Here is a 16,226-nt window from a genome sequence, read left to right on the forward strand (position 1 = left end):
ATCTAACATATTGTAATTTTAGTTTTACCTAGTTTAATTCTCTACAAAGCAATTTTCATTAAAAATTATCAAGTTTTTCTAACGCTTTTTCTATTAGATTTAATCCCTTTTCAATATCTTCAATAGAAGTAGCATATGATAGTCTAATATATCCTTCAGCAGCAAAGGCTTCTCCAGGAACTACCGCAACATGAGCTTCATCGAGCAAAAAATTAGCTACATCCATTGCATTGTTTATTATCTTATTCCCTACCTTCTTTCCATACAATCCCTTAACATTTGGGAAAACATAAAATGCACCTTTAGGCATATTACAGTTAATATCATTAAGTGAATTAAGCCTATCTAAAATATATTTACGTCTCTTATCATATTCAGTAACCATTGAATTATAATCTTTGTTATATAGTAATGCATATAATCCAGCCTTCTGTGTAATAGAATTAGCATTTCCTGTTATATGTCCCTGAAGGTTGTTAATTGCCTTCATAATATCAACTGGTCCTGCTCCAAAACCAAGTCTCCACCCAGTCATTGCATAAGCTTTTGACCAACCGTTGATAGTTATTGTAAGTTCTCTAATTTCCGGACCAAGACTTGCTATGCTTACATGCTTTTCGCTATCATAAATCAACTTTTCATAAATTTCATCTGCAATAATAAATATTTGGTTTTTCACTGCTAATTCAGCAATTCCCTCTAAAACATCTCTTCCATAAATTGCACCTGTAGGATTGTTTGGGGTGTTTAATATAATAACTTTAGTCTTTGAAGTTATCTTCTCTGCTATAGCCTGTGGTTCAAGTTCAAAATTATTCGCTTCAGATGTCTCTACCAAAACAGGAATAGCTCCAACCATCTTAACCTGTTCTGTGTAGCTTACCCAGTAAGGTGTAGGAATGATCACTTCATCTCCAGGACAACATAAAGCTAGTAATACATTGTAAATTATCTGTTTCCCACCAGTGGATACCACAATCTCTTCAGGACTATATTCTATTCCATTTTCATTTTTCAGTTTTAAACAAATTGCATCTTTAAGTTCTTTAATACCTGACACAGGAGTGTATCTTGTAAAATTTTCTTCAATAGCTTTTATAGCAGCTTGCCTTATTGTTTCTGGAGTATTAAAATCCGGCTCCCCCTGAGCAAATGAAACAATATCAACTCCTTCTTTGGTAAGCTTTTTTGCCTTTTCTCCAATTGCTAAAGTCATAGATGGAGAAATATTGTTTGCAACAAATGACGTTCTCATTTAACTAACTACCTCCTTACTCTAATATTTTTATCTAATTACAATTACATATATTTTTATCAGCAACTTTTATGCCAATTGACATTAAATATTTAAAATTAGAAATTCCCATTCATGTATATTCTATAGGCGGCTTTTAAACGCAATTCACTTATTACAATAACATTAGCTATAAATACATAAAGTAAATCTGTAATTTATAGACAAAAAAATTAACAAATTACATCTATTGCTTATCAGCTTTCCTTTCTTAGTTTTAAATATTTTTCTCACTTTCGGGAAATATTTCTCGTGTTCGGGAATATATTTCTTATTATCAAGAATGTTTTTAGAGGAATTTATGAAATTTTGTATAATCTTTTAATAAAACATTATATAAGAGGTGAGTATATTGCCTATTTTAAAAAATGAAGAAATCCAAAGTTTTGCCCAACAGGTTGCAGAAGCTATTAGCTCAGTTTTAGATATCGATATTACAATTGTAGATACCGATATGACAAGAATTGCTGGTACCGGAGCATATTATAAGGATGTTAACACTATATTACCTGAAAGTTATACATTTCAAAAAGTTTTAAGCAGTGGCAAAAAGTGCTTTATATCAAACCCTGGTAATTCAGAAACCTGTAAAAATTGTATTAAAAAAGACATCTGCCAAGAAAAGGCCACAATGCTTATCCCTGTAACAGTTGATGGAGAGACAGTAGCTGCAATAGGCTTACTTGCTCTTACAGCTGAACATGCAAATAAAGTCTTAAATAACTATGAAAAATATTTAAATTACATGGAAAAAATGTCTGACTTATTAGCTGCAAAGATAAAAAACGAAATAATGATTAAACAAATCTTATTGCTAGCCCAAAATCTTAGTGCAATAACCGAAGCTTATACTGATGGTATAATCTCAATTAACTCCAATAGAGTAGTAACACATTTTAATCGACATGCTGAAATTATTTTAGGAATAAGAGCAGACTCAATATTAAACAAAAACTATGAGGACAAAGTAACCTGCGATTCTATTACAAAAGCATTAGAAACTGGAGTGCCCTTAGATTCAGTTCATTCCATTTTTAAAACTATTGATCGTAAAATTCCAGTAATATTAACCATACAACCAATTAAATATAACCATATAACTCAAGGCATTGTATGTTTTTTTCAGGAATTGAATACAACAAGAAAAAAATTTGAATCTTTTACATTAGCTAATACAAGGTACACCTTTGATTATATAAAAGGCGACAGTTATTCAATTCAAAAAGTAAAAGACTTAGCTAAAACAATATCTCCATCTGATTCAACTGTACTTCTATTGGGCGAAAGTGGTACTGGCAAAGAATTATTTGCAAGGGCAATTCACTCATCAAGCAAAAGAAGCCATATGCCTTTTGTAACCATTAATTGCAGCGCAATACCTGATACTTTGTTAGAGAGTGAACTATTTGGATATGAAGGTGGCTCTTTTACAGGAGCAAATAAAAATGGTAAACCTGGAAAATTCGAATTAGCACATAAAGGTACACTTTTTTTAGATGAAATAGGTGATATGCCTTTAAGCTTACAGCCCAAAATTCTTAGAGTACTTCAGGAGAAAGTTATTGAAAGAGTTGGAGGTACTTCATCTATACCTATAGATGTAAGAATTATTGCAGCTACACACAGAAATTTACCAGAACTTATTAAGAAAAATCTATTTAGACAGGACTTATATTATAGAATTAATGTTATTCCTATAAACTTACCTCCATTAAGACAAAGAGAAGAAGATATTATACCTCTATCCAGATATTTTTTAAAAAAATATGCTAATTTATTATCAAAGGATATTAGTGATTTTGAACAGGATACTATCATAAAATTAATAAATTATCATTGGCCAGGTAATGTAAGAGAATTAGAAAATGCTATAGAATATGCTGTTAACATAGAAACAGGTCACTTTATTTCACCGTTTAATTTACCCGAATTGATATTATCTTCTCAATCACATGTAAATAATGAATCAAAAGACGTTTCACATGAAGAACCTGTACCAATTTTAGATAGTTCTTTAAAAATAGCAATCAATGAATCTGAAAGGCAACAAATTATTAATGCACTTTCTATATATGGATATTCAACTAAAGGTAAGAAAAAAGCTGCTGAATATTTAGGTATCGGGCTAAGTACGCTATATAGAAAAATTAAAGAATTAAATATAAACTTTAATCCAGAAGGTATCTCCTAATTTCATATAACTACTGCACGCTTTTTTAACTCACAGTAAGAAGAAATCGGGATAATTACTCCCGATTTCTCGCACCCAGCTCTTTAAAAGTTGATTTGTATTGTACACTGTAATTTACTCAAAACTTTCCGCAAATATTATTTTCAACAATTCACTGGGAACCTGTTAATTATGAAAGATAAGAAAAATGTGAACTAAATGTCTTGTATGCCTAATATATTACTTATTAGTTCGACAGTCTTATCCAAACCATTTTCAGTTTGGAGCTTATTTGCTAATTGTATAGATGAATTACTAAATTGTTCATAATTATTCTTAACACTATTTATTGCATTAACTAATATATCCTTACTTAAGTCTTTACTGGGTATTGGTTTAGGACCTAAGTTTAGCTCATATACCCTCTTTGCCCAGTAAAATTGGTCTGTTATATGAGGGATAACTATTGCTGGAACCCCTGATAAAATAGCAGTTGCTGTTGTACTCATGCCTCCGTGATGAATGATGCAGTATCCATATTTAAATAACCATGTATGAGGTATACTCCCAACTGCTAGTATATTTTCCTCTAACTTATAGCTCTCTAAAGTTTTATTGAATCCTTGAATAATAGCTCTCATCTTAACTTCATTAACTGAATTCACTAAAATATCTAATTTTGCCTTTTCTTCTTCACTTTCAAAGCCCATAGCACCAAGAGAGATAATTATAGGGGCTGGACCACTTTTAAGAAAATTACTTAATTCCTCGGAAGGGCAGAATTCTTTAACTTCATCCAGAAACCAATAGCCAACAATCTTATTTTTTCCCTCCCAAAATTCATTAGAAGGATATACTAAAGGGCTTATTGGTACTATATTTAATATTGGTGATAAAAGTTCATCAAAGGAACTTATTTTCTTTAAGCCATGAACTTTCCGAAGTTTATTATAAGGACGTACCATAAATGGATTAACAAATGTACCTACAATACTGTTTAAAAAAGCCTTCACCTTACTTTTATTCCCCAGTTTCTTTGGTATAATATCTGGCTGTAATGTGACGCTGATAAATGGGATTCCGCTTGCTTCAGCTTCTGTTGCACCAATGTTGCTGTGAGATGCTACAACTAAATCAGCATTTAAGCAAAGTTTCTTTATTTCAAAGGTAGACTCTTCAATTATTTTAAATACAAATTTCATAGTTCTAATAAAACCTAACATCCAGTTCTTAGAATTTCCTCTTATCTTAGCTGTTTCATACTCTATATCTACATCTGGTCCTATAGGGACAAAATTTATATTATAGTTTTCGATCAGGTCTTTCCAACAAGGGTGAGTAGCAATTGTAACTTCGTAACCTGAAGCATTTAATCTTGTGGCCAGTGCAATATATGGTTGCACATCACCTCTTGTCCCCATTGTTGGTATCAAAACTTTCATAATATCCCTCCATAAAATACTTAATAATCAATATTTTACCATAAAGTATTAACTGTTCTTTTATTATATAATTAATATCTTTAAATCACTACCATAATTTACATATATTTATCAGATAAAGGTAAGTTGCCTTCCCCTATATTATTCTTATTTTTATATCAATAGTCTCGATAACGCTATCTAAAAATAATCTTTCAATTCCAATAACATCTTTATTTGGTTTAGTTATTTCCACCATTCAAACCAATAAAGCTAAGGATGTAGTGAAATAGAGACTTTTTTTGTAGCGGCTTCACTGCATGCTTAGCTCTTTGTTTATGGAACTAATTATCTTTGTGGATTTGAAATAGAATCTATGCGTTTAGTTTTCTGTCATTTCGATGAATTTTTTTGTATGAGATAAAGAAATTATATACTGGCAATATATATAAATAACAAGCTGCTAAAATAGAACTTGTTGGTGCTGATATTGTAGCTAATGGGACAGCTCCTGCAATAGACCAAGGTATAAGTGGCGCAATAACAACGGCTGTATTTTCTAATGAATTTGCCATTTGGTAATCGTCAGATATAATCTTATTGCATAACTGATGAGTTAGTATAATAGTCAAACTCTGATTACAGCTTATCATGCTTGTGAAAAATGAAGTTATAGCAACACTACCAAATGGAGTTACTATATTTGAAAGACTATTAATATGTTTTTTTATTCCCTCTAATAAGCCTGTCTCTTCAAAAATACTGGCATAAGAAGATGATAAACATACAATGGCAGAAACTTTGAGCATAGATTGAATACCGCCACCATTTAGCATGATGCCAAGTTCTGCATTAGATGATTGATACCCTGTAATAAACACTTTAAAGAGTGAGGTAAACTCAACTTTTTGAATTGAAATACAAATAATACTACTGAGTATAATACTTAAAGCCATGGTGATTTTTACGTTTACCTTAAATATAGATAGTACAATGATTATTATAGCAGGTAAAATAGTGAGCCAATGCAAGTTGAAATTATCTGCAAACAGGCATCTAATTTCAAGTGGAGCACCTTTACTCTCCAATAAAAAACCAGCAATCAAATAAACTGCACATGTTAATATAAACGGTATAATTGAAGTTTTAATCATAATTTGAATGTTTTTATAAATATTTGTTCCTGTTAATTCGCTTATTAGTAATGCACTTGTGGACATTGGAGAACATCTATCGCCAAAATAGCTTCCAGATAATACAGCTCCCCCCACCAATATTGGGTTTGCACCTATGGCATTTGCCATTGTCATACAAATTACACCCATGGTAGCAGCCGTTCCAAATGAAGTTCCCGTAAGTACAGATAATATGCAGCAAAGTAAAAATGTTACGAGAATAAAGACTTCTGGAACAATCAATTTTGTAGAATAATAAATAATAAAGGATATTGTCCCTGATGCGCGCCATACTGCTGTAAGCATGCCAATCATAAAAAATATAATCAATATATTTTTAACTGTTTTTATACCTTTAAAAGATATCTGTATCATATGTTTTACTGTATTATTCTTTGCTAAACCATATGAGAAAAAGAGAATAAACCCAAATAGTAGAGCATACAGAAGTGATAAATTAAATACTATGGAAACTAAGAGCCCGATAATAAACGTGCCAAGTACGGCTGACTCCAACATACAACTTCCCCCCATTTATTAAAACAATTCTTTCTATTCATAATGATACAATATTGGAAAAAACTTGTCTAACTGTTGTTTTTGATTTATAATACAGTAAAAACACTGTAATTCGTATATATTATAACAGGAAAAGAGGTGTAATGTTGAATTCCTTAAGTATAAAGTATTTTCTGGCTGTTTATAAAGAACGGAACTTTACAAAAGCAGCTCAAGGTCTATATATTACTCAGCAAACGCTCAGTGCACATATTGCTTCACTTGAAAAAGAACTTGGCTGTAAACTTTTTATTCGCAGTACTCCATTAAAGCCAACTTTTGCAGGAGACATATTCCTACGTTATGCCAATGAATTTAATACTCTTTATAATTCCATAGAAGGGGAATTTTCAGACATTTGTGATGAAAAAAAAGGTCTGTTACGAATAGGTATTGCACATACAAGAGGACGCGCCTTGATGCCCAATATTGTTGCAGAATATAAAAAAGAGTATCCTGATATTAGAATACAGATCATTGAAGGTGAGAATGATGATTTGCCATCTCTTCTTCTTGATGGGTCAATAGATTTAATGATTGCATATCATTCACAAAATCATCCTGATATTGAATTTACCAATTATTATGAAGAAGAAATTATTCTTCTTATTTCCGATGAATTGCTTCAAAATGTATATGGGAAAAGAAAGAATGAAATTATAAATATATTGCATCAAAAACCAAATTTGTCTCTATTGAAAGAGTGCCCGTTTCTACTAAGTAGCAAAGAGGATATTGCAGGAAAAATCAGTAGTATATTTTTATCAGAGGTGAATTTTAATTTAAAAGTAAGTGTAGAATCGAAAAATATTGAGACATTATTGGAAATGTGCTGTAAAGGAATTGGAGCCTGCTTTTGCCCTAAAATATTAGTTGACAAGACCCTTGATAACAAACAAATTTCTTCATTACATTTATTTCAATTAGATGAACGTGCAAAATATATGATTAGCTTTGGTTTTATTAAAAAACGTTACTACTCAAAAGCAATTCGAGAATTTGTAGAAGTTGCAAAAGTATATAAAAATGAAGAGGTTTTTAAATAGTAATCTCTTTATTTTTATATGCTTAAAATTGTATAATGGCCGTTCTAAATACTGTTCTTGTCTTGAATTCATAGGTGTTATAATGCCGCCTAAAAACAACCTTACTATGTATCCTCACTCCTATTTCGGTATATTTAATTATTTTTGTAGAAACTTATAATTTTGAAAATATATATGTAAAACACAATAGAGCTAAGCATGTAGTGAAATAGCAACTTTTTTCAAAGTGGGTTCACTGCATACTTAGCTCTATATTTGTGAAACTAAATTATTCTTATAAAAATTCATACTAGAAATACTGTTCTAATTCTTCAATGGAATTTATTTCAAATATATCTATAGCAATTATTTCTAATGTCTCTTCTGGAAGTGTTTTTATTTTTTCTTTATATTCATTGGGTACTTTTTTAAATTTTTTTACTAACATTTTAATTAAAAGTTCTGCTTTTCCTTCTTCTCTACCTTCTTCTCTACCTTCTTTTCTACCCTTTTCTATTCCCTCTTGTATTAAACTTTTACCAAGTTCAGTCATTCTCAATTCCTCCTTTACTTTTTCTAAATCTTTTCCATTTAAAAACTTATTTGCAAAAGCATATAGTATTGATTCTACGTCATACTTATAATCTTTATTTATATCTTTTACTATTTTTATAGCATTAAGTATTTTATCTACTGTACTTATATTTCCTCCCATTATAGGTGAAAATGTTAAGGATATTACATCTTGCTTTGTAATTTCTTTACCTAATTTTATTTTCTCTACAATATCATTATATATCTTATCTCCGTCTTTATCAGCCATAGATATTGAATTTACTTTATATTCATTTATTCCTGTTTTTAAAATATCTCCCGGATTTTTTATATTACCTGAATAAACAACATAAGTTGTAACATCTTTACCTGTCTGATGACTCAATAATGCTTCATAGGCTCTAAATCTTCTTAAATCAGCTTTCCCTTTATTAGTTGTTTGAAACTCAAAATGTATAAAAGAATCATCTTCCATAAAAAATGTATAATCCATGAACATATTCTTAGTTTCCAAAACTACTAATTCCGTTGGATCAAGTTCTTTAACTTTTTTATTTATTCCAAAGAACTTTAATCCTTCCTCCGCAAAAAGATCCATTGCCCTTTTCATTATTAAATCCTCATAGTGTGTAGGCTTCATTAGTTCACCATCCTAATTCTATATTATATCTTTATTCTAATTGATTAAAATAAATAGTTCAATATACTATGTTTCCTCTTTATATTTTTCACTCTACATTACTTAGATATAAAATTTTTTACTGAAACAACCTGTTCCCATTTTAATTCCCATATTGTAGCTTGTATAGGTTTATCCTCTTTTTTTAATCCCCAGCTCTCGTCAACATCACGTTCTAAATCAAATATCTTATCCCAACTTTGAAATAGTTTTAATCTAAATTGGTCTAATATATCAGATTTTATATTGGTAGATTGTAAATCCTGATGATTGTATCCATAGCTTTCAAGTTCATTATAAAATTTATCAAACTCTTCTTCGCTATTGGCTATATAACCATGATTTAGAATACTATTAAAATCAAAAAAATCTGATAGCAAAACATTTTCTTCTTCTACTTCTAATTCTAAAAGTACACCCTTTGTTCCCTTTTCTAAATATCCTGAAACCCGTAAATCTGGTCTCTTATGCTTATCATCCTTCCATTGATACCAAGCCCATATAGGATATTCTATATCTTTTGAAACAGGTAACTCTATCCTTTTTTTCATCTGATCTGACATCCAACTATAATAAAAAACCATATCATCATGAATAAAATTTTTATCCGCACGAAGGACTCCTATATCTTTAAACTTTTCATATGCAACTTTATTTTGTATTGTCCATAGCTTCATATTCTTATCTCCCAATTAAATTTATAATTCTGTTAAGTTATATGAACATTGATTCCTAATATAAAGTAGTCTAATGATTCTATCTTAGCTGGTAAAATCAATTTTATCTGATAAAGATAAAAATACTTGATTATTATTAACCTAGTGGCTTAATCTATCATAACAGTAGCATATTTTTCTCTCTTTTTCAAAGCAACGTTACTATACATCCCTGCTCCTATTTTAGGATACTCTAATTATTTTTACAAAATCTATTATCTAAAAATCTATTAAATATATTTGGATAATTTAATTATTTTTGTAGAAACTTATAATTCTGAGAATATATTTGTAAACCACAATAGAGCTAAGCATGTATTGAAAAAGCGACTTTTTCCGAAGCGGCTTCACTATGTGCTTAGCTCTCTGTTTGTAAAACTAAATTATCTTTGTAAAAACTTATAAATGATAAAATAATTGATTATATCTCATGTTATTGTTCAACCCTTTACTTCAACATCCTCTATAGCTTCTGTCAAAAAATTTCGCTCTGTTAGATATCAATATTGATAGATTAATATAATTAAAGGAGGAAACATTATTTTAATGAACTTTTAAAATAACTTTTTCCTAAATTAATATCAAAATTCTTACTTAACCTTTTACTTCTGTCAATTATCTTAAGCTTTCTTTCGTCAGGTTCGCATGGGTCAATTGTTTTAACAATTCCGTCAAAAATACGGTCAAACATATTAAATGGCATACCGATTCCAAGCTCATCATCACACCATTTTGCAGAAAATCTTGTATTTGAACAAAGAAGTGATATGTTAATGTCGTTGGTATCATAAGGTACTGCCGTACATTCAGAGCATATTCCTGAATTACCTGTTATTTTAATGTTTTTAATTGCTCTATAGTGGTAGGTATACCCCTGAATAATCCTCATGCCCTGGTATGGATTTAAAATAAATAGAACTACATCAGGGTCAAATTGATATTCTTCAAGTGGCATAACGACCACTCCATAGATTTTATGGTTTAAAAAAGTAACATCCTTCTGTACATTTCTTGCTGTGCATAAACTGTCATACATGTCAAATGAATAATATACTCTACCAGCTATAGCGCTTTCATCGACTTCTTTTAAACCTAAAGCCTTTGCAGAACCGATGCATAAAAAATTATCAAGATTCGCCTTAAAACTTCTGCCCCTTGTTGCGAATTTTACCATATTGCAATATGAAAGTTTACCCTTTACCTGTGAAACATTTATTGAATCAAATTCCTCTTTAGTAAAAATGAATTTTACTCCAACAATATTCCTATTTAAGTCTAAAATGCATTTTAAATCTTCCGCCATTGTTTTTATTTTCATAACTTACACCCCCTTTGAGCATCATATAAGACTTACGTCTATAAAAAGTCAATTTAACTATAATAGAATGCTTGGCTATGTTTTCCCTTATATACTAAACTGAAGTAACATGATAAACAAATAACGCCATACTATTCATACATAGCATGGCGTTTTATTCAAAGGTCACAATAAAGTTCCTTAAAATCATGAGAGTTTCGGACAATATGAGAAACTCCCTTAAAAGAACTTCTATTAAATTTATTACCTACTTATCTATTATCTAAAAATCCATCATCTATTAAATATGTTTGTAAAATATAATAGATCTAAGTATATAATGGGAGGAGCGCCTTTCTTGAAGCGACGTCATTATGTACTTAGCTTCCCTTTTGGATAATTTAATTATTTTTGTAGAAACTTATAATTCTGAGAATATATTTGTAAGCCACAAAAGAGCTAAGCATGTAGTTAATCAGCAACTTTTTCTGGAGCGTCTTCACTATATGTTTAGCTCTCTGTTTGTGAAACTAGATTATCATCGTAGAAACTTACAATTTGAAAATCCATCCGTAAAACATAAGGGAACTGAGGTATATAGTGGTAGGAGCGCCTTTTCTCGAAGCGACGTCACTATGTATCTCAGTTCCTATTTCGTGCTACGCAATTACTCTTGTTTAAAATTAAATTTGTATAACTAAACTTCTCTAACATTCACCTTTTTACCGGACCTCTCTAAAAGCTCCGCTAGCTCCCTTACAAGTTTTAATTTAATGCTTAAGTCCATGGGAAGCTCAGGATTTTGATGTGCTGGGTTTATAGCTTTTCCTGCCCATATTGTAAGATGAGTGCATTCATCCATTAAAATTTTAGCAAGCCTTGTGGCCCCATCTTCAGACTGATTATTATATTTATTATCCTTAATAATTTCAACAACCTTATTTAAAGTAATTACTCCCTCAGTAATCAAATATATACCTTCCATAGAAGCTGTGGGTGGAATTTCTTCACATATATAATCTAGATTTACTTTTAAATTTCTTCTTAATTCTCTTTGAGCAATGTTAGCAGCGGTTCCTCCGCAAATAATTTTCTTACCTCGTCCCTTCATAAAGTCTCTTATTATATATTTATCCTTTTTCTTATCTTTAGGTGGGCCTGTAAATAAATCTATATATTGTGGTGACTTCACTTTTATGGTTACTACAGTGGCATCATCTCCTGGTCTCCCTCCATAAAGATCAAAACATACTTCTGATAAATCCTGTGATATACTCTTTGCATCATTTCTATTTATTGTACTTCTCTTTAAATAATCCATTACGTTTTCCCATTTCCATCCTAAATTCATTATATTTCCTAGCCCTGCATGTACAATTCCATCACTTACTACTGTTAATACATCTCCCGGTTGTACATAAAACTTACTTTCATATACACTTCTTCCGTTTATTTTTAGTTCTTTTTTACATACCTTTAGTTCTACCCCATCTCTAATGATAAAGATAGGAGGGTTATCATATTCAGCTACATATACTCTTCCATCATCATATATTTTAATTAAAGTGAAAGTGCAATAGGCTATTTTTCTAACTTTACATACTGGCAAAGTGTTGATAATAGTATCTAATGTTTCATAAATGTCTGCGCCTTCCTTTAACATTGTGGCTGAAATCTTAGTAGTTAATGTGGCCAGTATATTAGCTTTAACTCCGCTTCCTAAGCCATCTGCCAAAACAATAATAGTACTATCAGCAAGTCTAACTACTTCTACCCTGTCTCCGCAAAGTTCCTCTCCATGTTTTATTAAGCTCTCATAGGCTGAATCTATAAATAAACTCATCTTATTTCACCCTCTTCACCTTCAACAACCTTTTTAAGCTTTGTAAGTATTATTTTAGTTTCTGCGGTGGTTTCACCTAGTAAACTTGCTATTTCTTGTGCTACTCTCATTTGTTTTTCTATAACTTCTTGTGCTGCGTTTAAAGTGTTTTCCTTTACTTTTATAAGTTCTTTTCTATTTTTTTCTTCCTCCATTATATTCATCATGGATGCCATGATAACATCTTGTTCTGGGAGATATACAATGTTTTTAATAAATACAACATTGTATTGAGGTACGGCAATTCGCTTACCTATTATGCTTTTTCCTGTTTCTCTAACAAATCTAAAATCTTCATCCCCCATTAGAACAGATATAGGCTTGTCTTTAATATTTTCTCTCTTTACACTAAAGATTCTTTCACCAGCAGGGTTTATTTCTTTAATCCTTAACTCTCCATCCAATAACACAATACAAGTTACTGTGTTTTCAAATATTAAGTTGCTTATGCTTTCTGCTTTATTTCTCATATAATGAAGGCACATAGTAGTTTCTGCCATATTATTATATATAGCTTTAGCCTTTTCTCTACAGGTATCATAGCCGCAAACTCCGCAGTTTAGCTCATCTTCTAAATTATATTTTCCCATGCTCTTCATTATATTTTCAATTGCTTCTTCCCCTATATCCTCATTATAAACAGTTTTATCCTTTAGTGGTTTATCAAAATTTACTCCTTCGAATTCTAAATTTAGATTAATGATATTATTTTTTATTTCTTTTCTCTTTTTAATGTAGTCCTTAACCCCTTTTAACCTTTTAAAATACTCATTCTTTACAATTCTAGAAGGTCCACCAGTGCAGCTTCCTTTGCAAGCACTTGCCTCTATAAGAATATTATTAAGTTCTCCTCTTTCTATGCTTTTAAATAATTCAATACATTCCTCAATTCCGCTAACTCCTATTGTCTCATAATCCTCAATCTCTTTAACATCCTCTATAGACTTTGCTATACCTCCATGTATTGGATAGCTTCTTCCCCAATTCATATAAGGGTTTTCTCCATGCTCTTCTTCCAGCATATTTATATCAATTCCTTCTTCTTCAAACCATTGATTTATTTCTTCGAAGGTTATAACTGCATCAATGGGCTTATCTTCCTTATACTCTTCTTTTTCTACTACTTTTGTATCACAAGGTCCAATAAATACTGTAAAACAATCTTTACCGTAATTTTCCTTAATTATTTTGCCGTGAGCTATCATTGGTGATACAAATGGTAAAGCATATGGAATTAATTTAGGAAAATATTTTTCAATTAAATAGTTAACCGAAGGACAACAAGTAGTAATATAGTTTTCTCTTTTATTGTTTTTAATATATTCCCTATAAAGTTTGGTGGTCATTTCTGCACCTATAGCTGTTTCCTCTACTTGATAAAATCCCAATTTTTTCAATGCATGTATAAAGCCTTCAGATTTTCCGATAAAATATCCTGGAAAGGATGGTGCTACACTACCTATAACCTTTTTTCCTGAACGAATTGCCATTTTTGCCTCTTCAAGATTGCTTGTTACTTTCCTAGCATTTTGTGGACATATAACTAAACAATGCCCGCAGTTTATACATCTTTTTTCTACTATTTCAGCTTGTTCATTTTCAAATTTAATTGCCTTTACCGGACAAGAACGAAGACATTTATAACAATTCTTACAGTTTGCTCTTGAAAAATTCATATGGCTCATAATTGTAACCTCCCAAGTATTTCTGTATTAAAAAATTTCTCTACATTTTCTTCACTTACAGAAAAAACTTTATTTTCAATCTTCACTGAAACTGCTTCAGTGCAAAATCCTTGACAAAAATCCCCTTTAAGTACAACCTTTTCTTTTACTCGGTATCTATCAATAAGTTTTTCTAATGCATCTACAACTTTATATGCTCCCTTTAGATGACAAGCACTTCCTACACACACATTTATAACTAACATAATATCCCCTTTCTTTTTTCCAGTGAAAAGTTAAAATTAATCACTCTTAACTCTTCATTATTTAAAATTTATTTGTTAACTTTTTCACTAATTTTATTTTACAACATAAGCTTAATAAATTCTATATAATAAAGACAACATATATTTGGTATAATACTATTAGTACTTTCTTGCGGAAGGGGTTTAAGTTAACTTATGGAAATTTTATTTATTCTAGTTCTTATAGTTATAAATGCTTTTTTTGCTGCTTCTGAAATGGCTATAGTCTCTATTAACAAAGCAAAATTGTCACATATGGCGGAAGAAGAAGACAACGAAAAAGCCAAACTCTTATTAGGATTATTAGAGGAAACTAGTAAATTTTTAGCCACAATACAAGTAGGCATAACCTTAGCTGGATTTCTAGCTAGTGCTTCTGCTGCTACTAGTCTATCTCAACCCCTTGCTAAATTATTGCGAGATATGAATGTTCCTTGGAGCAACCAGTTGTCTTTAATAATTGTTACAATAATTTTGTCCTATGTAACTTTAGTGTTTGGGGAACTACTGCCAAAACGACTAGCCCTTCAACACGCTGAAAGGATAGCCCTATTTGTGATAAAACCGATACTCTTATTTTCTAAAATTACTATACCATTTGTTAAAATACTAACTTGGTCTACTAATTTATTAATGAGATTATTTGGTATAAACACAGATAAAATAGAGGAGGATATTTCTGAAGAAGAAATAAAAATGATGATTGAAGTAGGCGAAGAAACAGGTGTTATAAATCAAACGGAAAGGGAAATGATAGATAGCATTTTCGATTTTGATGATACCTTAGCAAAAGAAATTATGACACCTAGAAACCATGTCTTTGCCATAGATATAAATACTCCCTTAAATGAGTTAATCGATGAAATACTAGAAGAAAAATACTCTAGAATACCAGTGTACGAAGAAGATATAGACAATATAGTAGGAGTGCTATACGGTAAAGATCTTTATCGTTTTATTAGACATGATTCTTTGACCGAAGAAAAATTTAAAGAGTTAATAAGACCTGCTTATTTTGTGCCAGAAACAAAAACCATAGATACCCTATTTAAAGAATTACAACTGAGCAAAAATTATATAGCGATTTTAATTGATGAATATGGTGGTTTTTCTGGAATAGTTACAATGGAAGATTTACTTGAGGAAATTGTAGGAAATATATTCGATGAATATGATGAAATCAGTGAATACATAAAAAAGATAGATACCAATACCTATATAGTAGACGGAATGCTATCAATTGATGAGATTAATGAAATGCTTCATATAAACCTTCCCGATGATCATACAGACACCATTGGAGGGTTTGTAATAAACCTTTTAGGTTCCATACCAAAAGAAGATGAAGAAGAAAGTGTGATAGAATACAACAATATTGTCTTTAAAGTAGAAGAATTTAAAGACAAAAGAATACAAAAACTTAAGATCCACAAACCTTAGCTAAGGTTATTTGACATAGTAATTTTTTCAAGTTTATAATATAAT

The 16,226-nt window shown here is 30.6% G+C and carries 11 protein-coding genes and 1 pseudogene; 3 read left to right on the forward strand and 9 right to left on the reverse strand.

The genetic code is table 11. The features are described 5' to 3' along the window. Positions 1-58: 58 nt before the first annotated feature. Positions 59-1,255, reverse strand: a complete 1,197-nt coding sequence (locus KQI86_RS03590) for a pyridoxal phosphate-dependent aminotransferase (RefSeq protein WP_216437779.1) — start codon at positions 1,253-1,255, stop codon at positions 59-61. A 391-nt stretch (positions 1,256-1,646) separates the two neighbouring features. Between KQI86_RS03590 and KQI86_RS03595 the strand changes: the two genes are divergently transcribed. Continuing rightward, positions 1,647-3,485, forward strand: a complete 1,839-nt coding sequence (locus KQI86_RS03595) for a sigma 54-interacting transcriptional regulator (RefSeq protein ID WP_216437780.1) — start codon at positions 1,647-1,649, stop codon at positions 3,483-3,485. A 194-nt stretch (positions 3,486-3,679) separates the two neighbouring features. Here the strand turns inward: KQI86_RS03595 and KQI86_RS03600 are convergent, their stop codons facing one another. Then, positions 3,680-4,906: a glycosyltransferase gene (locus KQI86_RS03600; protein ID WP_216437781.1), complete on the reverse strand. Its 1,227-nt coding sequence runs from the start codon at positions 4,904-4,906 to the stop codon at positions 3,680-3,682. A 353-nt stretch (positions 4,907-5,259) separates the two neighbouring features. Next, the gene (locus KQI86_RS03605) at positions 5,260-6,579 is read right to left on the reverse strand and encodes a Na+/H+ antiporter NhaC family protein (RefSeq protein WP_216437782.1); all 1,320 of its coding nucleotides are present in this window, start codon (positions 6,577-6,579) and stop codon (positions 5,260-5,262) included. Positions 6,580-6,722: 143 nt separating this feature from the next. Here KQI86_RS03605 and KQI86_RS03610 point away from each other — a divergent pair, with 143 nt between their 5' ends. Then, positions 6,723-7,664, forward strand: coding sequence for a LysR family transcriptional regulator (locus KQI86_RS03610; RefSeq protein ID WP_216437783.1), 942 nt, complete (start codon positions 6,723-6,725; stop codon positions 7,662-7,664). Between the two features lie 289 nt (positions 7,665-7,953). Here KQI86_RS03610 and KQI86_RS03615 read toward each other — a convergent pair whose 3' ends face one another. The 6 genes and pseudogenes from KQI86_RS03615 to KQI86_RS03640 form a co-directional block, all read right to left on the reverse strand. Further along, positions 7,954-8,838: a DUF4351 domain-containing protein gene (locus KQI86_RS03615; protein WP_216437784.1), complete on the reverse strand. Its 885-nt coding sequence runs from the start codon at positions 8,836-8,838 to the stop codon at positions 7,954-7,956. Between the two features lie 98 nt (positions 8,839-8,936). Further along, the gene (locus KQI86_RS03620) at positions 8,937-9,554 is read right to left on the reverse strand and encodes a DUF3841 domain-containing protein (RefSeq protein ID WP_216437785.1); all 618 of its coding nucleotides are present in this window, start codon (positions 9,552-9,554) and stop codon (positions 8,937-8,939) included. A 577-nt stretch (positions 9,555-10,131) separates the two neighbouring features. Further along, positions 10,132-10,911: a DUF169 domain-containing protein gene (locus tag KQI86_RS03625; RefSeq protein WP_216437786.1), complete on the reverse strand. Its 780-nt coding sequence runs from the start codon at positions 10,909-10,911 to the stop codon at positions 10,132-10,134. Positions 10,912-11,587: 676 nt separating this feature from the next. After that, the gene (locus KQI86_RS03630; RefSeq protein ID WP_216437787.1) at positions 11,588-12,733 is read right to left on the reverse strand and encodes a SpoIIE family protein phosphatase; all 1,146 of its coding nucleotides are present in this window, start codon (positions 12,731-12,733) and stop codon (positions 11,588-11,590) included. Continuing rightward, a complete protein-coding gene (locus tag KQI86_RS03635) occupies positions 12,730-14,457 on the reverse strand; it encodes a [Fe-Fe] hydrogenase large subunit C-terminal domain-containing protein (RefSeq protein WP_216437788.1) in 1,728 nt (575 codons plus the stop codon). The genes KQI86_RS03630 and KQI86_RS03635 overlap by 4 nt, the downstream gene beginning before the upstream one ends. Further along, a pseudogene (locus KQI86_RS03640) lies at positions 14,454-14,717 on the reverse strand ((2Fe-2S) ferredoxin domain-containing protein); the annotation flags it as partial. The pseudogene KQI86_RS03640 and the gene KQI86_RS03635, both read right to left, overlap by 4 nt. 180 nt (positions 14,718-14,897) lie before the next feature. On the opposite strand from KQI86_RS03640, the gene KQI86_RS03645 reads away from it, so the two are divergent. Then, complete coding sequence (locus KQI86_RS03645) at positions 14,898-16,181, forward strand: hemolysin family protein (RefSeq protein WP_216437790.1); 1,284 nt, start codon at positions 14,898-14,900, stop codon at positions 16,179-16,181. Positions 16,182-16,226 lie beyond the last annotated feature (45 nt).

This window comes from Clostridium mobile, from assembly GCF_018918285.1.
Taxonomy (GTDB): Bacteria; Bacillota; Clostridia; order Clostridiales; family Clostridiaceae; genus Clostridium_AW; species Clostridium_AW mobile.

Bases quoted from the DNA above. Each gene is read 5' to 3' on its own strand.
- KQI86_RS03630 (WP_216437787.1), bottom strand. From the start codon at position 12,733: ATGAGTTTATTTATAGATTCAGCCTATGAGAGCTTAATAAAACATGGA.
- KQI86_RS03625 (WP_216437786.1), bottom strand. From the start codon at position 10,911: ATGAAAATAAAAACAATGGCGGAAGATTTAAAATGCATTTTAGACTTA.
- KQI86_RS03605 (WP_216437782.1), bottom strand. From the start codon at position 6,579: ATGTTGGAGTCAGCCGTACTTGGCACGTTTATTATCGGGCTCTTAGTT.
- KQI86_RS03590 (WP_216437779.1), bottom strand. From the start codon at position 1,255: ATGAGAACGTCATTTGTTGCAAACAATATTTCTCCATCTATGACTTTA.
- KQI86_RS03615 (WP_216437784.1), bottom strand. From the start codon at position 8,838: ATGAAGCCTACACACTATGAGGATTTAATAATGAAAAGGGCAATGGAT.
- KQI86_RS03620 (WP_216437785.1), bottom strand. From the start codon at position 9,554: ATGAAGCTATGGACAATACAAAATAAAGTTGCATATGAAAAGTTTAAA.
- KQI86_RS03610 (WP_216437783.1), top strand. From the start codon at position 6,723: ATGTTGAATTCCTTAAGTATAAAGTATTTTCTGGCTGTTTATAAAGAA.
- KQI86_RS03600 (WP_216437781.1), bottom strand. From the start codon at position 4,906: ATGAAAGTTTTGATACCAACAATGGGGACAAGAGGTGATGTGCAACCA.
- KQI86_RS03645 (WP_216437790.1), top strand. From the start codon at position 14,898: ATGGAAATTTTATTTATTCTAGTTCTTATAGTTATAAATGCTTTTTTT.
- KQI86_RS03635 (WP_216437788.1), bottom strand. From the start codon at position 14,457: ATGAGCCATATGAATTTTTCAAGAGCAAACTGTAAGAATTGTTATAAA.